The 23,178-nt window shown below is 63.9% G+C and carries 18 protein-coding genes; 4 read left to right on the forward strand and 14 right to left on the reverse strand.

Translation table 11 applies throughout. The features are described 5' to 3' along the window. Window positions 1–265: 265 nt before the first annotated feature. Complete coding sequence (locus GTA51_RS18070; RefSeq protein ID WP_160963604.1) at window positions 266–2,107, reverse strand: bifunctional lysophospholipid acyltransferase family protein/GNAT family N-acetyltransferase; 1,842 nt, start codon at window positions 2,105–2,107, stop codon at window positions 266–268. 227 nt (window positions 2,108–2,334) lie between these two features. Here GTA51_RS18070 and GTA51_RS21315 point away from each other — a divergent pair, with 227 nt between their 5' ends. Beyond that, window positions 2,335–2,925 carry a MerR family transcriptional regulator gene (locus GTA51_RS21315; RefSeq protein WP_160963606.1) on the forward strand — a complete coding sequence of 197 codons (591 nt, stop codon included), beginning with the start codon at window positions 2,335–2,337 and terminating at the stop codon, window positions 2,923–2,925. Between the two features lie 211 nt (window positions 2,926–3,136). Here the strand turns inward: GTA51_RS21315 and GTA51_RS18080 are convergent, their stop codons facing one another. The 6 genes from GTA51_RS18080 to GTA51_RS18105 all read right to left on the reverse strand — a co-directional run bounded on the left by GTA51_RS18080 (window position 3,137) and on the right by GTA51_RS18105 (window position 11,384). Then, on the reverse strand, window positions 3,137–4,138 hold the full coding sequence (locus tag GTA51_RS18080) for a DUF6976 family protein (protein ID WP_160963608.1): 1,002 nt from the start codon (window positions 4,136–4,138) through the stop codon (window positions 3,137–3,139). 9 nt (window positions 4,139–4,147) lie between these two features. Then, entirely contained in the window at window positions 4,148–4,381 is a 234-nt protein-coding gene (locus tag GTA51_RS18085) for a hypothetical protein (protein WP_160963610.1), read from the reverse strand. 753 nt (window positions 4,382–5,134) lie between these two features. Further along, window positions 5,135–6,190, reverse strand: a complete 1,056-nt coding sequence (gene aroC / locus GTA51_RS18090) for a chorismate synthase (protein WP_160963612.1) — start codon at window positions 6,188–6,190, stop codon at window positions 5,135–5,137. A 118-nt stretch (window positions 6,191–6,308) separates the two neighbouring features. After that, window positions 6,309–8,555 carry a DUF2079 domain-containing protein gene (locus tag GTA51_RS18095; protein ID WP_160963614.1) on the reverse strand — a complete coding sequence of 749 codons (2,247 nt, stop codon included), beginning with the start codon at window positions 8,553–8,555 and terminating at the stop codon, window positions 6,309–6,311. After that, window positions 8,548–8,859, reverse strand: a complete 312-nt coding sequence (locus GTA51_RS18100) for a hypothetical protein (protein ID WP_160963616.1) — start codon at window positions 8,857–8,859, stop codon at window positions 8,548–8,550. Before GTA51_RS18100 ends, GTA51_RS18095 begins: the two co-directional genes overlap by 8 nt. Before the next feature lie 134 nt (window positions 8,860–8,993). Then, the gene (locus tag GTA51_RS18105) at window positions 8,994–11,384 is read right to left on the reverse strand and encodes a methyl-accepting chemotaxis protein (RefSeq protein ID WP_160963618.1); all 2,391 of its coding nucleotides are present in this window, start codon (window positions 11,382–11,384) and stop codon (window positions 8,994–8,996) included. Between the two features lie 416 nt (window positions 11,385–11,800). On the opposite strand from GTA51_RS18105, the gene GTA51_RS18110 reads away from it, so the two are divergent. Next, window positions 11,801–13,633 (forward strand): glycosyltransferase family protein, encoded by a 1,833-nt coding sequence (locus tag GTA51_RS18110; protein WP_160963620.1) that lies wholly within the window; start codon window positions 11,801–11,803, stop codon window positions 13,631–13,633. Here GTA51_RS18110 and GTA51_RS18115 read toward each other — a convergent pair. The 4 genes from GTA51_RS18115 to GTA51_RS18130 all read right to left on the reverse strand — a co-directional run bounded on the left by GTA51_RS18115 (window position 13,630) and on the right by GTA51_RS18130 (window position 18,511). Further along, window positions 13,630–14,448 (reverse strand): extracellular solute-binding protein, encoded by an 819-nt coding sequence (locus tag GTA51_RS18115; protein ID WP_160963622.1) that lies wholly within the window; start codon window positions 14,446–14,448, stop codon window positions 13,630–13,632. The genes GTA51_RS18110 and GTA51_RS18115 overlap by 4 nt on opposite strands. Before the next feature lie 318 nt (window positions 14,449–14,766). Then, entirely contained in the window at window positions 14,767–15,987 is a 1,221-nt protein-coding gene (locus GTA51_RS18120; protein WP_160963624.1) for a GGDEF domain-containing protein, read from the reverse strand. Window positions 15,988–16,137: 150 nt separating this feature from the next. Continuing rightward, on the reverse strand, window positions 16,138–17,562 hold the full coding sequence (ahcY, locus tag GTA51_RS18125) for an adenosylhomocysteinase (RefSeq protein ID WP_160963626.1): 1,425 nt from the start codon (window positions 17,560–17,562) through the stop codon (window positions 16,138–16,140). Between the two features lie 22 nt (window positions 17,563–17,584). Beyond that, a complete protein-coding gene (locus GTA51_RS18130) occupies window positions 17,585–18,511 on the reverse strand; it encodes an ArsR/SmtB family transcription factor (protein ID WP_160963628.1) in 927 nt (308 codons plus the stop codon). Window positions 18,512–18,656: 145 nt separating this feature from the next. Between GTA51_RS18130 and GTA51_RS18135 the strand changes: the two genes are divergently transcribed. Next, window positions 18,657–19,430, forward strand: a complete 774-nt coding sequence (locus tag GTA51_RS18135) for a hypothetical protein (RefSeq protein WP_160963630.1) — start codon at window positions 18,657–18,659, stop codon at window positions 19,428–19,430. Window positions 19,431–19,506: 76 nt separating this feature from the next. Further along, window positions 19,507–19,890 (forward strand): hypothetical protein, encoded by a 384-nt coding sequence (locus GTA51_RS18140; protein ID WP_160963632.1) that lies wholly within the window; start codon window positions 19,507–19,509, stop codon window positions 19,888–19,890. A 332-nt stretch (window positions 19,891–20,222) separates the two neighbouring features. Here GTA51_RS18140 and GTA51_RS18145 read toward each other — a convergent pair whose 3' ends face one another. From GTA51_RS18145 to amrB, 3 genes are read right to left on the reverse strand one after another with little or no spacing between them, the layout of a single operon-like run. After that, entirely contained in the window at window positions 20,223–20,543 is a 321-nt protein-coding gene (locus tag GTA51_RS18145; RefSeq protein ID WP_343039534.1) for a type II toxin-antitoxin system PemK/MazF family toxin, read from the reverse strand. A 30-nt stretch (window positions 20,544–20,573) separates the two neighbouring features. Next, window positions 20,574–21,584 (reverse strand): radical SAM/SPASM domain-containing protein, encoded by a 1,011-nt coding sequence (locus GTA51_RS18150; RefSeq protein ID WP_160963634.1) that lies wholly within the window; start codon window positions 21,582–21,584, stop codon window positions 20,574–20,576. Further along, window positions 21,581–22,831, reverse strand: a complete 1,251-nt coding sequence (gene amrB, locus GTA51_RS18155; protein WP_246198221.1) for an AmmeMemoRadiSam system protein B — start codon at window positions 22,829–22,831, stop codon at window positions 21,581–21,583. Before amrB ends, GTA51_RS18150 begins: the two co-directional genes overlap by 4 nt. Window positions 22,832–23,178: the final 347 nt, after the last annotated feature.

Raw genomic sequence — 23,178 nt, forward strand, 5'->3', positions numbered from 1 at the left:
GTCCGGGCCGGTTTTGCGCGATCAAAGCTTCGCGCAAAACCGGCCCGGACGCATTTCTGAAGAACTCGAAAATTATTTGGTGCGACAGCCCATGCGGCGCAGCCGCCAAGCGCGTCCGCGCCAACAGTCTTTCCACGCCGCCGCGTCCGCCTCAGCCCCTTACCCCGTCCAAACCCTGCACCCCTACCCGGGGGTCCGGGGGGCCGTCGCCCCCCGGCAGGTCCAGAGCAGCGCCCTGGCAGGGTCCGGGACAGCGTCCCGGTTATTAGGCGCACTTCTCGACGGAATCTCCGGCGTGGTAGGCCTGGAAGGCGGCCAGGCCGTCCTTGCCCATGTAGCGTTCGAGCTGGCGGCGGTCGGCTTGAAGCAGATCCACCACGATCAGGCCGTCGAGGCAGTCGCTGAAATCCTTGTCCACGTTAAAGGCCAGCAGTTTGCCGCCGAGTTTGAGGTATTGGCGCAGCAGCACGGGGATGCCTTTGCGGTCGGCTTCGATGTCATCAATAAGCGAAAGCAGATCGTCGAGGTCGGCGACCAGGGTTTTGGCGGCCCGGGTGAGCCAGGCCTGGCCGCGCAGCGGCGTTTTGGGGCGCACATGCTTGGCCAGGGCCGGATGGGAGGCGTTGCCCTCGAAGTAGCCGGCCATAAGCCGTCTGGAGGCGTGTTTGTATTCGCTGGAGATGCTCACCGGGCCAAACAGGATGCGGTAGCGGGGCTCGCGCACCACCATCTGGGCCAGTCCTTTCCAGAGCAGCAGCAGCGGGGCGTAGCTCTTCTGGTATTCCGGGCGGATAAACGAACGACCCATTTCCAGGGCCGGGTCGATCTGGCGGAAAAACGCGGTCTTGAGCGTAAAAAGGGTGCTGGTATAGAGTCCGGCCTTGCCGTGGGCGGCCAGCAGTTCGTCGGTGCGCCCGATGCGGTAGGCTCCGGCGATTTCCTTTTTTTCGATGTTCCACAGAAACAGGTGGCGGTAGAAAGGATCGAAGCGGTCCAGGTCGCAGGCCTTGCCGGTGCCCTCGCCGACGCGGCGAAACGTCAGTTCGCGCAGCCGGCCGATTTCGCCAAGGGCCAGGGGAATCTGTTCGGCCTTGGCTTCGATGACGGCGAATTCGCCGGTCTGGTGCAGGGTGGCCGAGGCAGGCAGGGCGGCGATTTCGTCAGCCAGCAGCTCCGGGTGGACGGCCGGGAAAAGGGCTTCCTGGCGGGCGGCGGCCTGTTTGGGAAAAAAAAGGGGCAGCCGGCGGGGTTTGTGGGGCCGGTCCCGCAACAGCGCCGTGCGCAGACGCAGATAGCGCATGATGCGTCCGTCCGGGTCGTTATCGTTGCCGGCCAGCCGGGCCAGGCGTTCGTAGGGTGTCGGGCTGCCGATGCGGGCTTCAACGGTGGTGCCTTGCTTGTTGGCAAATTCCCGGGGCAGCAGGAGGGTGCGAAGGGCAGGGTGGAGCAGGCCAAGGGTCTGGAACAGGTGGCTGTTGCGTCCGGCGAAGCGGATGGGCACCACGGTGGCCTGGGTTTTGCGCACAAGCCGGGCGACGGTGGCGCTCCACGGTGAATCGGCCACGTCGATGCGGCCGTTGACCAGCCGGGGTGAGGACACGGCCCCGGCCGGGAAAATGGCCAGCAGGCCGCCGTTCTTGAGCGTTGTGAGGCATTCCCGCAGGGGCCGGGCGTTATCTCCGGTGGCCGCCGGGCCGCCGAAGGGATTGACGCAGATAAGCAGATCGCGCAGCTCCGGGACGCGGGCGAGCAGGGAATTGGCCATGATTTTGGCGTCCGGGCGCACCGTCAGGAGCATTTTGGCCAGCGCCAGCCCTTCCAGGCCGCCAAAGGGATGGTTGGCCACCACCACCACCGGCCCGGTTTTGGGAATGCGGGCCAGTTCGTCGCTGCTGGCCCGGATGCCCACTTCCATGGCCGCCAGGAGGGCGTCGATGAAGTCCGGTGCGGCAAGGCCCTTGGGCAGGCCGGCGTAGAGGTCGCGCAGCCGCCCCAGGGACAGCACGTGGGACAGGGCCGGTTCGACCAGGGCAACGGCCCGGCGCAGGATCGGGCCACCGAAAGTTGGTGTAAGATCGAAGATGTCGCGGTCTTGGCTGGCGTCCATCGGTTTCCCCTTGCTTGCCGCAGCGTCTGGCGTTCCTGTTGGGTGCGGCTGGTCTGTGCTAATCCGGGGGGCGTGACGGCGCTGTTGCGTTTTTGTTGACGGCCGCTGACAATTGCGCGCAGATGCGTGACGGTGTTGGAACCCGGGCGGGCGTCGTCTTGACAGGCTTGGCGGCGTGCTTCAAGGCTTTTGCCACAGTGCGTGGTTTTTTACCGGGGAGTAACGCCGTGTCCGACAGCCGCCTCTATTCCATCGCCGCCATTGCCAAGATTCTGGATATGCCGGAATCGACGCTGCATTACTGGAAGAACCGCTTTGATGACGTGCTGCCGAGCCTCGGGGCCGGGCGCAGCAAGCGGTTTCGGGCCGAAGCGGTGGCAATTTTTCGCGAGATCGGCGGCCTGCTGGGCCAGGGCCTGTCCGCCGGCGACGTGCGCAGCGAATTGGCGCGGCGCTATCCGGTCAACGTTGGCGGTGACGCCCGACGGGTCAAGGCTGCCAGCGTTTTGGCCGTACCCCAGGCCGACGCCGTGCTGGCCCTGGCGGCCGGTATCGGCTCGGAGATTGCCCGGTCTTTGGCCGAACATCTGGTCCGGCTGGGGCCGGTTGGGGGAGCGTGTGCGCCGGGGCTGCCGGAGGCTACGGTCCAGGAACTGCGGGCCGAACTGGAACAGGCCCGGGAGCAGGGTGCGGCCCTGGCGAACAAGGTCGGGGTGCTGGAGTCGGAACTGATGCGGCTGCGCAAGGATCGCCGCGAGCTTGAGGCCTATCTGGTGGACAAAATCAACGCCCTGCGTCGGCCAGGGCCGCCGGCCTGAGGCGGTCGGACGCTGCGGCCGATCCGGTCCTCAAAATACGGGGAGGCTCCGCCCCCGGTCTGGCAACCGGGTGCGAAACCTCCCACTCTTCGAGGACTCTCGCTGGGTCCGGGGGAAACCCCGACGCCGCGGTTGCGTCGGCCCGTCTTCCGGTGACGGTCGGCCCCCCAGGCACATGGCGCACCTTGTGTTCCCGTGCGTCGCCTCTCCCCTATACGTCCATGATTTCCAGATACACCAGGGTCTGGTTGAGCAACTGGTAGGCGATTTCGCCGAAGGTGACCGGTCCGACGAAGGGGTCGGTCTTTTTGCCTTCCAGTTCGGAGTACAGATAGTTGAGGATGCAGTTGCAGGAGAAAACCACCCGATTGGACTCGATGGCTCCTTCCTTGGTCAGGCGCAGGTTGAATTCCTTGACGTAATCCAACACCGGGCGGGCATGTTTGTAGCGGATGCCGGTGAACACCGGGGCGTAGAATTTGACCTGGCCTTCGACTTCATCGACGTCCTGGAAGCTGATGTTGACCAGCGCGCCGTAGTAGTCGGCCACCAGCGGCAGCTTGGTGTCGAGCTTGTTTTTAACGATATAGGCGGCGAAATTGCGTTTTTCGCCATTGACCATGACGTCCTTGGCCGCAAAGCCGTCGGAAGCAAAGGTCAGGATGTCGCCGTCGCCCTGCTCGAAGAGGTTGACGATGCCGATTTCGGCCACCTTGTTTATGGGCAACTGGGCCTGGAGCACCAGGGCGGCGTCTTCCAGCACTTCGCCGGTGCGGCCGTTAACGACCTTGGGCGTTTTCTTGCCGAGATCGCTCAGATGGACGCCGGCGATCCAGCCGATCAGGGGTCGGATGCCGAAATCTTTGTAATTCGGGCCATTTAAGGCAAACGACAGGTGGGTTTGGCTGGAGGCGGGGATGATGATGAAGCTGAAGCCGTGCTTGGGGCCTTCGGAATAGACCCGGGCCAGACTGTTGGCGTCGTAGGTGGCAATTTCAATGTCCGTGACGTAGTCACTGATATCCGTGGCACAGATCATTTCACGGCTGACCATGCCGCCTTCTTCGCCGGAAATAAAATACGGGATGGTTCCTGCAATCCAGTCGCCCTTGGGCAACTGCCGCAAGGCGTCTTCATCGCCGGCCAGGAGGAGTTTGCGGCCTGACTCAATTTTTTTCGTGATCTCAGCGACAGTGGATATGGTCTGTTGCATGATATGCTCCTAGCCGAAAATGGTTTTCAGATCGTCCTGAACGCTGGGCATGTTCACGTTGTTCGCGAAAATCGCGTAGATTTGATCGACGCTGGAGCTGACGTTGTCCGGAGACGGGTCTTCTTTGACCGCACGAGTCAACCGGCCAAGCAGGATTTTAGCGGCGAGAAATTTGAGTTGATACGTCTTTTTCCCGGTCACGATGTCAGCCCATGCTTTGTTGCTCTTGCTGGGTACATCCATATTCGCCTCCTTCGTTGTGCGGCAGCGCGATGTTACATCTCCGGTGGAGAGTCCGACCAGCCATCCAGTCCTTAGAAATATGCCGGGCCGGGCACGGGCCTGCTGCTGCAGACTCGTGGGCCATGATGCTCCCTTGGAAGTCTTCTGCCAAGCAAGGATCGCACCATATTCGCTTAAGACGAAAATCCCAGTGTTTATACGGAGACTACGTGAAGGCAGAGCGCGTTTCAAGCCAAAAAAACGCAAACAGCGACGTCTTTTATGTTAGAATTAGCCTGACAACTGGGTAATATGTTATTATTTCAGATAATTAGTGAGTGTGAAAAAAAAGGCCATGGGTGACATCGATTGGGTCAAAAAGCGCCACTGAAATGTTTCCAATGGTGGCATCTCGTTGAAAAAAGAGAATTATGGGAAAAAAGAATTCGCCCAAGCGAAGAGACGGCGCGTGAGGGGCTGTTTCACAGCCGCGGCGTGTGTGTGGGGGGAGCGCTTGAGGAGTGCTCCCCGGCAGTGGTGCACCTGTGTCGTCCTGGGCTGCGAAGGCGCACCAGCCGGCGTTTGTTGCAGCCCGGGGCTGCGCCGGCCGGAGCAACGGTGGTTTCCTTCACGCGCATACGTGTCCCGGTCCGCAGCTGACCAGTTTACCAGCCAACGCCCAGAACCCCTTGAAAAACTTCTCCCGGTGGGGGGTCCGGGGGCCTCAGGCCCCCGGCCGCCGGAGGCCTCTTCTGTCTTTGTATCCGGCGCCGGTTACGGGGCGAGTCGGCGTTGGGCCAGGAGCAGGTCGGCCAGGACCAGCAGCACCATGGCCCGCACCACCGGCACCACCCGGGGGATGGCGCTGCGGTCGTGCCGGCCGCCCACCACGATTTGGGCCGGGTTGCCGTGGATATCGGTGGTGCGCTGGGGCACGGCGATGGACGGGATGGGTTTGACCGCCACCCGGGCGACGATGGGCTGGCCGTTGGCAATGCCGCCCAGAATGCCGCCGGCATGGTTGGATTCGGGCGGCGTGACGATGGGATCGTTGTTGGTCGCGCCCGTGGCCCGGGCAGCGGCAAAGCCTGATCCGATCTCAACACCTTTGACCGCGCCGATGCCCATGAGGGCATAGGCCAGCCGGGCATCGAGCTTGTCGAAAACCGGCTCGCCAAGGCCGGCCGGCACGCCGGCGGCCACCACTTCGACAATGCCGCCCAGGCTGTCGCCCGCGGCCATGGCTGCTTTGGCCCGGGCTTCCCAGGCCGGGATCACGGCCGGGTCGGCGGCGCAAAAGGGCCGGTCCGGGGCGTCGTCGGCCTTAACCACAGCGGCCGGGATGCCGCCCAGTTCCACGGTATAGGCCGTCACCGTGATCCCGTACGGGGCCAGCATGGCCGCAGCCACGGCCCCGCCGGCCACCCGCGAAGCCGTTTCCCGGGCCGAGGCCCGGCCGCCCCCCCGGTAGTCGCGCCGGCCGTATTTGGCCAGATAGGTTCCGTCGGCATGGCCCGGGCGTAGCAGGTTCTTGGCCGCTTCATAGTCCCGGGAGCGCTGGTCGGTATTTTCGATGATAAAGGCAATGGGCGTGCCGGTGGTTTCGCCTTCAAAGACGCCGGAGAGCAGGCGCACGGCGTCGGCTTCTTTGCGGGCCGTGCCGGTCAGGCCCCCCGAGCCCGGCCGGCGGCGGTCGAGATCGCGCTGGATGAGGGCTTCGGTCAGGGGAACACCGGGCAGGCAGCCGTCGATGACGCCGCCAAGGGCCGGGCCGTGGGATTCGCCGTAGGTGGTCAGCCGAAAGTGGCTGCCAAAGGTGTTGCCGCTCATCAAACATCTCCCTCTGTCTGGGCTTGTCCGTCTCGGTACGGGCCGGGTCCGGCCAGGGCCGGCCCGACCAATGCGCCCAGGCTGGCGACGCGGCCGCCGAGGCGGCCGGGGGGCTGCCTCAAGGCTGGTTCCCCTGGGGTGTCGGGACTGGTTCGGCCGGTTGTCCCGGTGTCACGATTTCGGGTTTGACAACCCGGCGTGGCCGGATGTGGCGCTGCGGTGTCCCGGCCGGGGGGGCAACGTCCGGCGACAGGCCCGGGGCAGCCTCGGGCGCAGCCGGGGCCGTTGTCTGGCCGGGATCGGCCGGCTGGTCCGCTGTGACGGCTTCGGGTTTGACAACCCGGCGTGGCCGGATGTGGCGCTGCGGTGTCCCGGCCGGGGGGGCAACGTCCGGCGACAGGCCCGGGGCAGCCTCGGGCGACGGGGCCGGCGTGGTCTCGGGCGCAGCCTGGGGGGGCTGGTCGCCGGGTGCAGCCTGGGCGGGCTGGGCTCCGGGCGCGGGCTTGATCTTTTTAGCCCGCTGGGACGGAAGACGGTCGAGCACTTCGACTTCAAGTTGCGTGTCGGATGCGTCCTCGTTTGGGGCTGTGGGCGCGGCCGAGGGCGCGGCTGCCGGGGGGGGCGTTGCCGCTGGCGCGGTCTGGGGCAAACCCGCAGCCGGGGCGGCCGGCTGGCCAGGAGCGGTATCGGGAACCTGGGGCGTCACCTGGACACCCGGCTGGCCGGGTGCGGCGGCGCCCGGCTGCTCCGGGGCCAGGGCGGCCGGGGCAGGCGTTTGGACCGCAACCGGCGTTGGGCGGCGCAAAATGAGGAAGCCACCCTGGTCGTAGACGGTTTCCAGCTCCTGGCGGGCTTTTATGACCAGGACGTTAAATTCACGGGCCACATCCTCGTCGTGGCAGGCCCCCTGGACAAAGGCGCAGCCCCGGTCCAGGACAAACCAGGGCCGGGTGAGATCAAGCAGCACGTAGCTGGGCTGCCAGACGCGAATGGGCAGATTGGGGGTTTGCCGGGTGCGGATAAAGGTCCAGAAATCGGCCCAGGTGGCCCCGGACAGATCGCGCACGGGATGGGGGGCGAACACGCCCAGGGGAAAGCTGTTATAATCCTGGCGCTCGGCCAGGGAGCCCCAGTTGAGCGTGTTTTGCGACACCACCGGCACAGTCGGGTCCAACGGCACGGAGCGCAGGATTTCGGCCAGAATGGCGGCGTCGCGGGCCGTGGGTTCGTAGGCGGCACTGGAGAAAGCGAAATTGTCGCTGGCCCAGAACAGCCGCGAGACCGGCGACGGGGCCAGCAGCACATGGGCCAGGGCCAGGACGCCGAAGATGGCCATGATCACCCAGTTGGGGCCGGCCCCGGATTGGCGGGCCAGAATGCGCACAGGACCAAGGACCTGGCAGAAAATGAAGAAGAGCACCCCGGCCACTCCGGCCGTGCAGTGGTTGGCCCAGCCGTAAGCGCTCGGATTGGTGGAGAGCAGGGCCAGGGCCAGGGCGGGCAGGGCCGGCAACAGCAGCTTGGGGCGCAGCAACGGGAAAAACAGCAGCGAGCCAAACAGCAACAGCAGATATTTCCACTTGCCCGGGACGCCAAAGACCACGGCCAGCACTTTGCCGGGTTCGGTCAGCAGGGTGGCAAGGGCCGTGCCCGGATCGCCGCCGAGCCAGGAATAGCCCCCGCTTTGGATGCCCAGGCCGTTGTCGGCCGTGCAAAAGGGGACGAGCCAGACCGTGACCACAAAGAAATACAGCGCCCCAAAAACGATCAGCCCCAGCCCGGCCCGGGCCTGTTTTTCAACGCACCACAGATAGAGCCCGCAAAAGATCGTGGTCAGGGCGTACGGTTCCTTGACCAGGGCCGGGGCCAGTCCCAGGAGTATGGCCAGGCCGAAGCGACCCGTGGTGGCGGCGGCCAGGAAGCCGTAGAGGAGCGGGATCAGCAGATGGTCCAGGTGAAAGTCAAACAGGCCGTTGGTCCAGACCGGGAAATACAGGGCATAGGCCAGGGCGGCCAGCATGCCGTGGCGGCGGCCGGCCAAAAGGGCCGGCAGGGCCAGGACGAGGGCCTGGGAGGTCAGCAGCACCAGCGGCGCGGCCTGATCCGGCACCAGCCGATAGATCTGGGCATAGACCGGCAACAGCGGCTGGGCATGCTCAAGAAAGGCCCGCCACCACTGGCCGGCGGCGTGCAGGGAGTGGAGATTGGACAAAAAGACGCCCAGATCAAACACCGTGGAGTGCAGGGCCAGGTACTTAAAGCAGGACATGGCGGCCAGGCAGGCGAAAAGCCCCGCAAAGACGGCTCCACCGACGCCCCGGCTGGGTGGCTCGGGCAAGAGGGCAGGCGCGTGGTCTTTAAGCATGGGCTCGCTCCCGGCGACGCGCAACAAAAAAGCCGACGGCACTGACGGCGATACAGGCGGCATACATGATGGCGCTGACCATAAGACCGATCAGGTACGGGGTTTGGGGCGCAAAGGAAAGGGGCATCTCAAAGTCCATCCTGCCGTCTGGCGCAGGGTGAAACAGCCGGGCGGGGAAAAAAAGTCCGGTCAGGCCGGCGTCTGCACGATTGTCGTTCTGGCTGGCCCCGGAGGTCACGTCGCGCCCCTGGCCTGTCAGTTCACAGGCGGTACGGGGCACAAACAGGGCTTTGGCGAAGCGCATGATTCTCCCGCGCGGCAGACGTAAGGATAGGGCCGGCTTTCACAGCCAGCCGGGGCTTCACGTAGCCGCATCCCTGGCGGAAATCAAGATGGACCGGGCAGAAGGGCGGGCCGGGAGCGGGGGGCAGCCGTGGCCTACCCCCGCATTTCTTCGATTAAGCGCATGAGATCGCCGGCCTGACCGGCCAGATCAGACACGGCCCCGGCCGCTTCGTCCATGTCCCGGGCGGTTTCCAGGGCCACTTCGCCGATGGAGGAAACGGCCTGGTTGATTTCGTCGTGGGCCGTGGCCTGGGTTTTGGCCGAGGCGGCGATCTCGCGCACGGCCCGGGCCGCGCCCTGGCAACTGGAGACGATCTCGGCCAGGGTCTGGCCCGAGCGGGCCACCAGCCCGTCGGCCTGGGCCACGGCCGAGGTGGCCTTGACGGCCTTGTCCGCGCTGTCGTCCACGGCGGCCAGCACGGCATGGACCGAGGTCGAGACCTCGCGGGTGGCGTTCATGGTTTTTTCGGCGAGCTTTCGCACTTCGTCGGCCACCACGGCAAAACCGCGCCCGGCATCACCGGCCCGGGCCGCCTCGATGGCGGCGTTTAAGGCGAGCAGGTTGGTCTGATCGGCAATGTCGGAAATAACCGAGATGATGCCGCTGATGGAGGCGGCCCGGCTGCCGAGCGCGTCCATGCTGGTGCGCAGCGACCCGGACAGGTCGCTGACCTGGGCAATGGCCCGGGCGGTCTGTTCCACGGCCTCGCGCCCGGCCATGGCCTGGGCCATGGCGGCCTCGGCTCCCGAGGCCGCACCGTCGGCCCCGGCAGCCACGGCGTCCAGGGCCTGGTTGAGGCCTTCAATGGCCCCGACGGTTTCCTGGAGCTGGGCGGTCTGGGCCATGGCGCCGTCGGACACGGTGACCACCCGGCCGGACAGGGCTTCGGCGCTGTCCGACACATGGCGGGCGATGGCCTCGGCCTGGGCAGCCACCCGGCTCAGCGTTTCGTTGCGGTGCACGACAAGGGCCTCGGTGGATTTGATGTCGGTCAAATCCACCACCAGGGCGAAGGCGCCGATCAGCCCCTCGTCGAGGTCATACAGCGGCGCGGTGTCCACCCGCACATGCCTGGTCTCGCCCTGGCGGTCGGCCAGGAGCGATTCGACGCCCAGGCGGCAGGCCCGATCCTGCAGGCAGCCGGTGAGCTGGCCGGCGATTTCGGTGTCCCGGCCGAACACGTCGGCAGCCGGCCGGCCGAGCAGGGCCTTGTAGTCGTCGCCCAGGCCGAGCAGATGGAGCAGCGCCCGGTTGACAAACGTGATGCGGCCCTCGGTGTCGGCCACCAGACAGGGCAGGGTGATGGCTTTTAAAATGCTTGAGGAAAAGCCCAGCTTGTTTTTAATTTCATCCACCATCCGGGTCAGGCCGGTGCGCAGGGCCTCCATCTCGCCGCGCTGGCGCGACGGAGCCGGGGCGGCGAACTCGCCCCGGGTCACGGCGGCCAGATAGGCCAGGATATCGGCCAGGGGCCGCAGAATCTCGCGGCGCAAAAAGAGGGTGACGGTCAGCAGCACCAGGGCGGCGGTGACCCCGGCCACGGTCAGGGACACCTTGCGCAGGCCCCGGGAGGCGGCAAAGGCCTCGGTGGCCGGGGTGCGGGCGAGCAGGGCAAAGGTGGCGTCGCCCAAGGCCACCGGGGTATACGCGGCCAAGGTTTCGCCGCCGTCCGGGGCGACGCTGGTCTCCTTGCCGGTTTCGCCGGCCAGGGCTTTGGTCGCGGCCTCGTTGCCGCCGTCGGCTAGCTCCTGGCCGGTGTCGGATTGGACCCGCACCTTGCCGTCAGCGCCAAGCAGCAGAAATTGCCGGGTCATGCCCGTGCCTTCGCCCTGGCCCATGATGCGGGCCAGTTCGGCCTTGGGCACGCGCAGGATGGCAGCGGCCTCGATCATGGTGCCGGTGTGGTTTTTGATCGGCGCGGCCACAAAGGCGGCCGGCTCGCCGCCGAGCGGGGCATAGGGCGCGAAATCGGCAAAAACGACCTTGCCGGCCATGGCCCCTTTCCAGGCAACGGCCAGACTGGAATCTTTGAGCGGCCCGGCCTTGAGATCTTCCCCCACCTCTTTGCCACCCTTGGCCCCGAAATAGATCCGGCCGTCGTCGGCAACAACCAGCGCGTCCTCAAAGCCCAGCACCTCGGTGAAGGGGGCAAAGGGCGGGGCCACGTAGTCGTAAAGGTCTTTGTATTCATCGGTGGCCGTGTCCACGCGCTGCCCGGGCTGGCCGAGCATGAAATAGTCGCGCAGCATGCCGACGCCATTATACACTTCCTTGACCTTGGCCAGGATGGCCGCCTCGCGAAGCCAGGTGGCGGCGGCAGCTTCCAGGGCCTGCTTGCGGCTGTCCCGGGAGGCGGCCAGACCGGAGAAGGCCTGTTCGCTAAGAATGCCGCCAGCCTGACGCAGGCTGACCACGGCAGTTGCGGCCAGGGGCAGGATACTGATGGCCAGGCAGAAAGCGATAAGTTTGTATTTGAGCGTCATGGCATGTCCCGGAGTAAGACGATTTTCCAGGTCGGGCTGGGATTGCCGCCACAGCTACCCGGTAACAGCCGCAAAAGGGTGAAAACCAGGTGCCGTTTGCAAGGCAAAGCTGTTGCCGGCCGCAAAACGGCCGTCACCTGCCTGCAACAGGCCGGGATATCGGGAGGTGGGCAGGCAGGCGCAAAGACTGCAAGCGCCCTTGGCGCAACGGCCGGCCGGTGCCCTCGTTGCAACGGCCGGCGTCACGGAGCAGCCGGTCTGTCGATCAGCCGTCAGGACGTAACCGGGAGTGCGGTCCGGGCGTCTACCCCGGCAACTCCGGGCGCAGTCGGTTGTGGTGCGTTGGTCGGGGCAGACCGCAAGCCGGCAGGGCGCGTCACGTGGCGTGGGCGTTTTCAAGCCGGCGGGGGCGCAGCATGGATAACGCATTTTCTTTGATTTGCCGTGGCAGTGTCGGGCAGCCAGGGCACTGGTTCGTGGCGGCGGCGCTGCTGTTGGCCGCCATCCGGGCGGTGAGCGTGGCCCAGGTGCAACTGCCGTTTAACGGCTGGGACGAACTGCCGCATCTGGCCGTGGCCTACCACGTCCACAAGACCGGCCATATGCCCAGTGCGCGCACGCCCATGCCTCGGGAACTGATCCCGTTTATAACGGCCCATCCGCATCCCACCGAGTCGCTGACCATGCTGTGCGACATCGACGCCAAGCCCTATCCCGGAACAGACCCGGTCTGTTCGGCGCAGCCGGCCCAACGGTTCGATATGGTTTGCTATGAGGCCCAGCACGGGCCGTTGCTGTACCATCTGGCGGCGCTGTTTTTAACTGGTTCCGATCCGGCTACGCTATTGGCCTGGGCTGACGGCGTGCGGCTGGCCAATGGGGTGCTGCTCGTGGCGACGTTGTGGCTGTGGCATTGCCTGTTGCGGCGGGTGGTCCCCCGGCAGGGGCGGCTGGCCTGGCTGCCGGACGGGGTGTTGCTGCTTCTGGCCAGCTTCTCCCCGGTCTATTATAACTTCGTGCGCTTTTCCAACGATGCCCTGGCCTTGTTTCTGGGCACGTGTGCCCTGGCCTTTTACATGCTGGCTGTTGCCCCCCACGGTTTTTCGGCCCAAGGCCAGTGGCGACGCTATGCCCTGCTCGGGGGAGTGGCCGGGTTGGCGGTTCTGGCCAAGGCCACGGTCCTGGCCCTGGTCCTGGCGCTGGGGGCGGCCGTGGTCTGGCAGGGGCGGCGTCCGGGCCAGCGCCGGGCCGCGTTGGCCTGTTTGTTCGCCTTGGTCCTGGGCTATCTGGCCGTGGCCGGCTGGCATCATGCCGTCAATCTGGCCCGCTACGGCCAACTGACAGCCATGCAGGAAGCCGTTCTGAATGCCGGGCAGGGCTTTGGACCGGCCAAGATCCTGGGGGCGGCAGGAAAGCTCGGCTATGGGTTTTTTCGCAACCCCATCCTCTACAACGCCACGCTCCATCTGGCCGGTTGGTCGAATCTGCGTTCCCCGGACTGGCTCAACCTGGGCTTTAAAACGGCCATTGCCGGCTGCTTCCTGGCCCTGGCTGCAGCGTTGCTGCGTCGTCAGGCACGGCAGGACGCGGCCCGGCTTGCCGCTGCCGCAGCGCCCTTGTGCATGCTGTGGGGCGCAACCTGTCTGGCGTTGGCCTATCACGCCCTGCACTCGGCGGCGTGCTGGGGATTTCCCACCACCGGGGCCTGGTACGGCATGCTGGCCCTGCCGGTGACCTTTGGCTTTTTGCTCCTGGGGCCGGCCTTGTGCGGCCGGCGGGCCGGGGCGTATAGTCTGCTGTTTCTGGCTTTTCTGGCCAACGCCGCCTTTATGGACGGGACGTACAACGGGCTTTTGACCCAGGAAACCGGCACGACGGATTTTTACCGGGCCATCCGGGACGTGGCCGGGCACCACGCCTTGCTGCACCTGGATCTTTCGCTCCTGGTCATGCTGGAGACTGCGGTCTTGGCCGGGCTGCTGGCTTTGAGCCTGGAAAGCGTATTGCACCCGGCCCCGGTGGTGTGGCCGGTCGTACCGCCCGTTATGGCCGAAGCGGCCGACGCGGCTGACGCGGTTGCAGCGCAGGAAACGGATGCAGCGCGGGAGCGCTTCGGACCGCAACCGGTCCCGGTCTGCGCGGCACACCTGCCGGTCAGGCAGCTGCCGGGGCCGGACGTGGAGATCCAGCCCCGATCCTGTGCCGTTGCGGGAGGCTGCGCCCGCCCGGGCATGGCCGCCCGGCCTTAGGGCAGGGCAACCGGAGCAAAGCCATGCTCTGCAAGGATTTTTTGTCCGTCCAGGGACAGGATGAACAGCGCGAACAGGCGCGCATCGGGTGAGGCGTTTTTGAGCAGGGCCAAGCCGTAGTCCGCCTGGACCGACAACGCCGGCGGCAGGTGGACCTGGACCAGTCCCGGCACGGTCTGGGGCAGGTTGGCGCTGCAATAGCCCAGGAACATATCCACTTTGCCGTCAGCAAAGGCGGCAGCCACGGGATGTTTGCCGTTGACCGGCGCGGAATTGTTGGGGCCGCCGACGATCATGTCGGCTTTGGCGGAAAGGAGCTTGGCGCTGCCGGGTTTGACCGTCTCGGCCAGCTCGAACATCTTCCAAGCATAGTCGCCGGCCGGATCGGCCTTGGGGGTGGAGGTACCCAGGCGCACGGCCGGATCAAGCAGTCGGGCAAGCACGGTGTCCGGCGTCAGCCCCAGGGAGTCGCGGCCGGTGGCGCACAGTTTGTTGCGGGTAAAAAGCACGGTCTGCCAGGCCAGACCGGCCTTATGAAGTGTTTGCGGGCTGGAAAAATCCGCCGAGGCCAACATATCCGGCCGCTCGCCCTTTTCGATGCGTTCGCGCAGGACGCCGGAAGGGCCAAACGTGGTCTTGACCGCGATGCCGGCGGTTTTTTCAAAGGCTTGCGCCATGGCGGTCATGGCCTGGCGCAGGCTGCCGGCGGCATACACCTCCACGGTCGGTTCGCTAGCCAGGGCAACGCCTGACAGCAGGCACCCGAATGCGGCCAGAAAAACAATCCCCAAAAAAGCACTTCTATGACGTGTCATGGCAAACTCCTGTGTTGTGGGCGCGGCTCACGACCGCAACCGTCTCCCGACCCAAGATGCCCGATCCGGCAAGGCGGTCTGCCGCATCAGGTGTCAAAAGCCTGAACCCGCGCGATCAACCCGCCGGGCTGGTGCAGCCGGCAGTGCCGCACAACCTGCTTACAAGTTTGCTTTTGGCATGACAACACAATGAAATCACACGTGTTTTATAAACTTCGTGTGGGCCGCGGCCAGCCTGGGGCGTGGCAGGAGATGCCCGCAGCCAGGGCGCGGTCCGTCTTCGCCGGGGTGCCGGCGGCCTGCCCCTGGCACAAGCGCTTAGGATTCGTCTGGCTGGGAAAGCGACAGGTCAGAACTGACCCGGATTCTGGGCTGGGGGCTGTGCAGGGCATTGGCGTGGAGCACGGTGTCGCCGGCCTCATCCTTGGCGGCGAGCAGGGCCATGTCGGCCAGACGCAGGAAGTCCGAAGCGCTGTCCTGGCGGCTGCCCAGGTGGCTGGACAGGCCGATGGTGGCGGTCAGCGGCTTTTTGAGGCCAAAGGCCTGCCAATCGTGGCCGGCCACGGCCGAGCGCAGGCGTTCGCCAAGAACGGCGGCGTGTTCTGGGGTGGTGCGCGGCATGACCACGCAAAACTCGTCGCCGCCGATGCGGGCCAGCAGATCGTCTTGCCGCGTGACCCGGGTCAGGATGCGCCCCAGTTCCACCAGCACCACGTCGCCGGCGGCATGGCCCAGGCTGTCGTTTATGGCCTTGAAACGGTCGAGGTCCAAAAGGGCCAGGCTGGTCCAGGAATTATTGCTGGCGGCCTCGGCCAGGGCGGTGGCAAAGCCTTTTTCAAAGCCCCGGCGATTGGTCAGGCCGGTTAAGTGATCGATTTCGGCGAGCTGGCGGATGGCGGCGTCCATGCGCTCCCGGTGGAGCAGCACGAAGCCGAGGGTGCAGGCCACAAAGCTTGGCCCGCAAAGGAGCAAGGCCGCAGTCTGGGCCGGGCTCGGAGCGAACGGGGCGGGGTTGGGATCGGACGCAAAGAAGGCCGCCGCCGCCCGCAACAGGCAGGCCACCGCCGCCAGCACGTAGCCCAGGGCGAAGATGACCATGATCCGGCGGCGAAAGCGTGCCCGCTGGGACATGATGACCGCGGCCAAGGTGAGTGTCTGCAAGGCGAACAGGCTATTGCCGAGGATAATGCGGGGCCGGGCTGCGTCAATGTAGTAGCCAAAGATCAGCACGGCAAGGACAAGGGGCAGGGCATAGACCGAACGTTTGCGCCGGATGCCGAAAAAGACGTCCAATGAGGCCAGATAGCCGGTCCAGGCCAGGGAAAAGAGCACATTGGCCAGGAGAATGGACAGGCTGTCCGGGATGAGGCCGCGCGCGAGATAGAGCGGAGCTGAGGCGAGGTGGATGGTCATGGCGGCAATCCAGAGCCGGGCACCCTTGGCCTGGGCGTCGGAAAAGGCCAGGGCGAGCATAATCGCAACGCAGCTGTTGCTGCAAAAATAAATGATGATTGCGGTGTTGAAATCCAATTGGAACATAGGAGGCATCGATACTATGAAGTGCACGAGACAGCAACAGCAGCGGCACGAATTTGTTTGTCCTCCCGAGCCCGGAACAGGCCCAAAAAAAGGGAATGCCATGGTTTGGCCAACCATGGCATTCCCGATCAGGATACTGCGGATAACGTTCTAGTACCGGTAGTGGTCGGGCTTGTAGGGACCGGCCGCATCCATATGCAGATAGGCAGCCTGGGCCGGGGTCAGGGTTTCGAGCCGGGCACCGAGGCGCTCCAGGTGCAGGCGGGCCACTTCCTCATCCAGCAGTTTGGGCAAGGTGTAGACGCCGATGGCGTAGGTCTTGGTGGCCAGTTCGATCTGGGCCAGGGCCTGGTTGGTGAAGGAGTTGGACATGACAAAGCTCGGGTGGCCGGTGGCGCAACCGAGGTTGACCAGACGGCCTTCGGCCAGCATCAGGATGGAATTGCCCGAAGCCATGGTCCATTTGTCCACCAGGGGCTTGATCTGGTCTTTTTTGCAGGTCGGGGTGTTTTCCAGGTAGGCCACGGCGATTTCGGAGTCGAAATGGCCGATGTTGCACACGATGGCCCCTTCGCGCATCTTTTCCATGTGCGCGCCGGTGATGACATCGCAGCAGCCGGTGCAGGTGACGAAGATGTCGCCCTGGGAGCAGGCATCTTCCATGGTGGTGACTTCATAGCCTTCCATGGCGGCCTGGAGCGCGCAGATGGGATCGATTTCGGTGACCAGGACGCGTGCGCCAAAGCCCTTCATGGAATGGGCGCAGCCCTTGCCCACGTCACCATAGCCGGCAATGACCACGACCTTGCCGGCAACCATCACGTCCGTGGCGCGCTTGATGCCGTCGGCCAGGGACTCGCGGCAGCCGTACAGATTGTCGAACTTGGACTTGGTGACCGAATCGTTGACGTTGATGGCCGGGAAGAGCAATTCGCCGGCCTGCATCATCTGATACAGGCGATGCACGCCCGTGGTGGTCTCTTCGGAGACGCCGCGGATTTTTTTGGCCATGCGGTCAAACCGGCCGGCATCAGCAGCCACAACCGCCTTGATGCGGTCCATGATGATGCCCATTTCCTTGTTGTCGGCCGGGGCATTGAGGACCGCTGCATCCTTGGCGCATTTGACGCCGTGGTGGATGAAAAGGGTGGCGTCGCCGCCGTCGTCAACGATCAGGTCCGGGCCGGTGCCGTCGGGCCAGGTCAGCGCCATCTCGGTGCACCACCAGTAGTCTTCAAGCGTCTCGCCCTTCCAGGCGTAGACAGCGGCCAGCCCGTCGGCGGCGATGGCGGCGGCGGCGTGGTCCTGGGTCGAATAGATGTTGCACGAGGCCCAGCGCAGATCCGCGCCAAGGGCGTGCAGGCATTTGATCAGCATGGCGGTCTGGATGGTCATGTGCAAAGAGCCCGTGACGCGAAGACCGGCCAACGGCTTGGCAGTGCCGTATTTTTTGATGACGGACATAAGGCCCGGCATTTCGTTTTCCGACAGCTGCATTTCCTTGCGGCCCCAATCGGCCTGGGCCATGTCGGCCACGAGATAGGGCAGGGTGAGATCAAGCGGTTTGACGCTCATGGGTGTCTCCTTGATAAGGATGTTAATGGGGCACGGCCACGGCTCTGGCGGCCACAAGCCCCTTGTTGACGGGATGCGTGGACCAGCTCTCCAGGTCAAACCCGGCCCGGTCCAGCCACTCAACCAGTTTCTCCCGGGAAAAGCCGAGCCAGCGGTCGCCAAAGCGCCGCCGCATGGCTTCGTCTTCGTGGGGGGTGAAATCAATGACCACCAGCCGGCCGGTGGGGGCCAGGACGCGCCGCGCTTCGGCCAGGGCGGCGGCGGGGTCGGGCAGATGGTGGAGTGTCAGGCAGATGACGGCGAAATCGGCCTCGCCGTCGGCCATGGGCAGATGTTCCAGTTCGCCCATGCGCACGCTGACCGGCAGCCCCAGGCTGCGGCGTTCGGCCAGGGCCAGCATGGAGGGCGAGCTGTCAACGCCGATGACGGCCCCGGCCCGCTCGGCCAAAACCGGGAGCAGATCGCCCGGCCCGCAGCCGAGGTCGGCAGCGGCGGCAACGCCGGCCGGCATGACCTCGCGCACCAGGGCGGCGGGATCGACCTCGCCGAGCACTTCGCGGCGAAGGGCGGCCCAGTCGGAAGCGATGTCGTTAAAAAAGCGGCGCGTTTCCAGCCGTCGCTCACGCAAGACGGCGTCCACGGCGGTGAAATCGCTCTCCGGCCCGGCAGCCCCCAGAAATGGGGCAACGCAGCCAAGAAAGGCGGCCTCACGGCCGTTGGTGGTGGCGCTGTAAAAGGTCCAGGCCCCTTCCCGCCGGCTGACCAGCAGCCCGCAGCCGACCAATATGGCGAGGTGGCGCGAGACGCGCGACTGGCCCATGCCCAGCACGGTGGTGATTTCCCCTACCGACAGTTCATGGCGCTCCAGCACGCGCACGAGCCGCAGCCGCGTCTCGTCGGCCAAGGCCTTAAACCAGGGCAGTGGGGTGGTGTCGTCGTTAATGAGCATATCAAGATATCCTGATATGTGGGTCTAGTGATTTCGGGAGGGGTGTCAAGGGGGGGCGAAATATATGCAAATAATTATTGACATGTATATTTGCGGGATTATATTTAAAACCCAGTTGAGGATTCGTCTGATCTGGGAGTTCTACGTGTCCATTGAAAGAATGCAAGATGCCAAAGATTCGACACAAAAATCCGTAGCGTTGTTTTTGATATGCATAACTGCTTTCAAGCATGAAATATTTGACATAGGTCATGTAAGTACAAGTGACAAAGTAGTTGCTGTATTATTCGCAACTATTTTAGTAGTTACTTTCTGGTTTTTAGAAAGAATCGTGGACGCAAGGCTTGATAAAATTTGGATTTTCCGTGCTATTGCTATGGGGGCAGACAATATTGAAGGAGTGTGGCTTGATGTTGTTCGAGATAATGGTGGAATAAGATGTGGGGCGCTTTTGACAATTTGTTATCAAGACAGTCAATATGTTATTTCCGGGGAAGAATATTTCCCAGGTGGCGGCGCAGGAGGGGCCTTCAATACAGATATGTCAGTATATAGGCATAGAAAAATTAATTACATTTATAATGCGACGGAAGCTGATGGCCAGACATCCATGTCTGGCCGGGGTTATTATGAGTTTAAGGGTTTTCGGTGCATGCAATTCATAGGTAAATTTATTAATGATAATAGCAATAGACATTATGAGGTCCGCGGCGTACGCCTAAGTTCTGTGCTCCACGAACTTCCCCCAGGCGACGTTCGTGGGTTAAGTGATCCCGTAATTCGTTATTATAAAAAGGGCTTAAGGCGTAAACTGTCCCGTGTTTTTAATCAGAGGCCTGAGATGACTATTGCGGAAAAGCAGATATTGACCGTAGCCATAATAAAATATTTTGAGCGGTTTTTACAATGTAAGATATAAAGCCCGACAGGGCTTGCTATATATGGCTGCGGCAAATGCGCTTTGCCGCCTAAAAAATTATACTGGAGGCCTGCGTATGTTTACCAAGTTGCTAGATAACGTAGCATTTAGCATGGCTGAGCTTTGCTCGGAGTCAAGCCCGTTTCGAAAGTGGGGATTAAGCAAAACGATCTCAAATATTGACCGGGTGGATGCTTCTTCTCCCAATGAAGCCCTTTACAATGCGCTCAGCGTCGCAGCTCTTACTGAAAGAGAGAGTGTTGAGCGTGATGTCGTTGTCGGTAAAGTCATTGATCTGGCTTCTCGTGTTGCAGAGGATGATACAAAAGCAGCTCTTACTGCTCTTGAATTTATTCCTTTTTTCCCTCCTGCAAGCTGTGAGATGAGGCAAACAATTAAACGAATTTCAGATGAATTTAAAGAGCAATTGAAGAAGAGGCCGATTGGTGCAGGTGTTTGAAGCTTGATACCTAGGATCTCGGTTTCAAGTGCTCGGATTCATCTAGCGACACGTTGACATTAAATGCTGCCCGCCTCCTTACGCTAAAAGGTGCGGGCAGCTTTTTTGCGTCTTATTGGTCGCTATGGGGCGAACAACATATGTATGATTTGTAGCTTATTCCCCCCCCTCAGTCTATGCGACCAGCAGTAGCCTGTGTAGCTATATTGAGGAACAACCACGTAATGGCTGTGACGAAGTCTGCGGTGGTCAGAAGCTATCCAGATTATAGCCAGAGAGCCAGTGTATGTAGACTCCCTCGCCCGTTACAGGGTAAGCGCCACTTCTCCCCTTCACTCTAAAAAAGTCGCCAACCTCGCCAACAGCTCATCCATCACCGCCGGTGGCACGCTCTCCAGCTTTCGCGCGCGCCGCGCCGACAAATCCATGGCGCGCGGCTGATCGCAGCGCACCACACCCGTGGTCTGCGTGTCGGTCCCGGCCAGAGGCACGGCAAAGCCGGCGGTACGGGCGAAATTGCCGCCGTTGGTGATGGGCACGACAATCGGCGTGCGGGTGAGCCGGTTAAAGGCCGTGGGCGACACGAGCAACACCGGTCGCGTGCCCTGCTGTTCATGGCCGACGGTCTGGCAAGGCCGGCCGCATAAAAGCACCGGCAGCGGTGTACCCCCCCCCCCAGGGTGCTACGCCACATCCACCCAAAACGAGCGCCAGCAGTCGGCGCAGCCTTCCGGCGGCGTGTCGGTGTCGTGGCAGAAGCGGAAGTCGCTGTAGGTCGGGGCGTTCCAGATGGCGGCCAGGGAATCGGTGTGCAGATTGCCGCGCACGTCGCGGGGAAAGGCGATTTCCCGGCCGTTGAAGCGGTAGACGGCCGGATCGGCGATGGGCACGTTTCGCAGCGGGCAGGGACTGACGGCGCCGTCGGCGGCGATAAAAAGGCTTGATCCCGGCGTGTCCGGACAGCAAAAGCGCGTCTGGCCGCCGTAGACCAGCCGGCTGTCCAGGCGGATGCCGAGCGTCGCGGCTGCTGCTGCCACGGTGCGCAGCCGCAGGGCCACAGCATCGAAAGCGGCCTGATCGCCCGGCACCAGAGTGTCATATTCGGTTCCCGGGCTGGTGGCGTAGGAGAGCGGCCGGACAGAGGCTGCCGTGGCCCCGATGCCGGCCAGAAAGGACGGCAGGGCGTCGAGTTCGTTTTCCAGCCCCGGCCGGGTCAGGGTGTAGCGCACCCGGATTTCCGGCAGCACGGATTGATGCACGGCCTTGACCGTGGCCAAGCGGTCGATGGCGGCCAGGACGGCATAGAGGCTCGTGCCGCGCCGGCGGAAATTGGTGTCTTCGGTCAGGCCCGCCAGCGGGAACACAACGGCGTCGATGTCGTCGCGCACCAGGGCCGTGGCATGCTCATCGGTGAGCTTGCTGCCTTCGGTCACCAGCACCGTGCGCGCCCCGGTGTGCTTGGCCGAGGACAGCATGGGCAGGATGTCGGGATTGGCCAGGGGATCGCCCCAGCCGTGGAAGCGGATTTCCGTGACAGCGACCAACTCCCGCAGCACTTTTTCAAAAAGGGGCAGGGGCAGATCATGGTCCAGCCAGCGGCGCTTGTGTCCGGCGCGCAGGCAGTAGCCGATCTCGGCCCGGCTGCGCGACGAGGCTTCGATGAGCAGGCGGTCGAAAACCAGCGGTGCGGTCATCGGGCCGTAAACGCCGCCGCCGCAAAGGTCACGGCCGAGAGGGTGGCGGCCTCGCGCATGATGTCGTGGCTCAAAAGGGTCATGGACGCCGGCGGCAGCACCTCGGCCAGGGTGGCCAAAGCGGTTAGGCCGCAGACGTTATAGTTGTCGGCCACCCGGGCCGATTCCGCCCAGAAGGCTTCGGGATCGCCGGCGGCCAAAGCGGCCAGCAGCGCCCGGTCATGGGACAGGGCGGCGTCTTCCAGGAGTTCGGCCGGCTCGGCATGGCCGAACTTGCCGCCGATATGGCACAAATCCACCCCGGCCACGAGCAGCGTGCCGGGTTCGCGCACCAGCGCCGCCAGTTCGGCCAGAAACGGCCCGGCATAGTCCAAAAAGGCCTGGCGCGAGGACTCGGCCAGGATGCCAACCGGCGAGCCGCACAACACCGGCACCATTGCAAAGGGCGTGGCAGCCAGCCCATGGCGCAGGAAAACAGCTTGAAATTCAATGGAATGTTCGGCCTTGTGCGGCAACTCCGACGGGTCCAGGCAGGTGCCCCCGGCCCGGCGCAACCGGGCAACGGCCGCAGCGTCCGTGGCCACGTCGCCAAGGGGCGTGGCAAACGGTTTGTCCGTCAGGCAGTACAGCCCGGACATGAGCTGATGCCCCACGCCAAGGACGATGACGCGCTTTAGGGCCGTGCCCCGGATGGCGGCATAGGCAGCGGCGTAGCCGGCCCGGCCGGCCTCGGGGTCGATATGCGGGGCGATGATGGCCAGGGGCGCGGTCGCGGGCCGGGCTTGGGGGGCTGCCTCGGCCAGCACGGCGTCGCAGTAAGTGGCCAGATCGGCGGCCGTGTCGGGATAGGCCTGCCCGGCAAAGACGGTGGGGCGCGTCGGCGCGGCGGCAAAGTCGGCGGCAACAGCGGCCTTGCGCTCCCGATAGGCCGGGGAATCGAGCAAACCGGCTTTGTCCAGCTCGGCCACAAGCCCGGCCACGTCTTCGGCCGTGACCAGCCGGCCGCCCTGGGCCTCGGTGACGGCGGCGGCGACAGCGGCCAGGGATTGCCGGCCGTCCAAAAGGGCCAGGACCGGCAAGAGCCCCTGGGGGATGCCGGTGCCCCAGGGCACGATTTCCAGGCGGTCGCGCACCAGTATGGTGGGCTGGCCTTCGTGGTCAAAGGGAATGAATTCCAGGTCGTGGCGGGCGCGGGGATGGTCGTTGCTCATGGCGGCAACGGTAGCGTAGCCGGCTGCTGTTGGCAACGACGGGCATTCCTCTTTGCCATTGACAGTGAAAGGGATGTGAACATAAAATTCATTTATTACGTCATATTGTTATTTTTCAAACTGCAACGGGCAACGCATGATGCCGGACTGGGCGGTGGCATGCCGCAGGAAAGCTGACAACAAAGGCGCTCATGGCGCAGAGTTCTTTGGATGGGGACTTGGCAGCGGCAGAGGCGCCATTCGAGAATGTGGAGAGGATCATTTCTGTCCGGCTAATTTAGAAGAGATAGCCTGCTAGAATTGTTTGGTTTTAAGCGTTGCCGTCGCGGGTCAATGAGGTCGAGAATTTCACATTGCTGAAACAGATTTCGTTGCACCAGCCG

Origin of the sequence: Solidesulfovibrio aerotolerans, assembly GCF_009856865.1 — a bacterium.
In the GTDB taxonomy this organism is placed as follows: domain Bacteria; phylum Desulfobacterota; class Desulfovibrionia; order Desulfovibrionales; family Desulfovibrionaceae; genus Solidesulfovibrio; species Solidesulfovibrio aerotolerans.

Bases quoted from the DNA above. Each gene is read 5' to 3' on its own strand.
- GTA51_RS18070 (WP_160963604.1), bottom strand. From the start codon at position 2,107: ATGGACGCCAGCCAAGACCGCGACATCTTCGATCTTACACCAACTTTC.
- GTA51_RS18080 (WP_160963608.1), bottom strand. From the start codon at position 4,138: ATGCAACAGACCATATCCACTGTCGCTGAGATCACGAAAAAAATTGAG.
- GTA51_RS18085 (WP_160963610.1), bottom strand. From the start codon at position 4,381: ATGGATGTACCCAGCAAGAGCAACAAAGCATGGGCTGACATCGTGACC.
- aroC (WP_160963612.1), bottom strand. From the start codon at position 6,190: ATGAGCGGCAACACCTTTGGCAGCCACTTTCGGCTGACCACCTACGGC.
- GTA51_RS18095 (WP_160963614.1), bottom strand. From the start codon at position 8,555: ATGCTTAAAGACCACGCGCCTGCCCTCTTGCCCGAGCCACCCAGCCGG.
- GTA51_RS18100 (WP_160963616.1), bottom strand. From the start codon at position 8,859: ATGCGCTTCGCCAAAGCCCTGTTTGTGCCCCGTACCGCCTGTGAACTG.
- GTA51_RS18105 (WP_160963618.1), bottom strand. From the start codon at position 11,384: ATGACGCTCAAATACAAACTTATCGCTTTCTGCCTGGCCATCAGTATC.
- GTA51_RS18110 (WP_160963620.1), top strand. From the start codon at position 11,801: ATGGATAACGCATTTTCTTTGATTTGCCGTGGCAGTGTCGGGCAGCCA.
- GTA51_RS18115 (WP_160963622.1), bottom strand. From the start codon at position 14,448: ATGACACGTCATAGAAGTGCTTTTTTGGGGATTGTTTTTCTGGCCGCA.
- GTA51_RS18120 (WP_160963624.1), bottom strand. From the start codon at position 15,987: ATGTTCCAATTGGATTTCAACACCGCAATCATCATTTATTTTTGCAGC.
- ahcY (WP_160963626.1), bottom strand. From the start codon at position 17,562: ATGAGCGTCAAACCGCTTGATCTCACCCTGCCCTATCTCGTGGCCGAC.
- GTA51_RS18130 (WP_160963628.1), bottom strand. From the start codon at position 18,511: ATGCTCATTAACGACGACACCACCCCACTGCCCTGGTTTAAGGCCTTG.
- GTA51_RS18140 (WP_160963632.1), top strand. From the start codon at position 19,507: ATGTTTACCAAGTTGCTAGATAACGTAGCATTTAGCATGGCTGAGCTT.
- GTA51_RS18150 (WP_160963634.1), bottom strand. From the start codon at position 21,584: ATGACCGCACCGCTGGTTTTCGACCGCCTGCTCATCGAAGCCTCGTCG.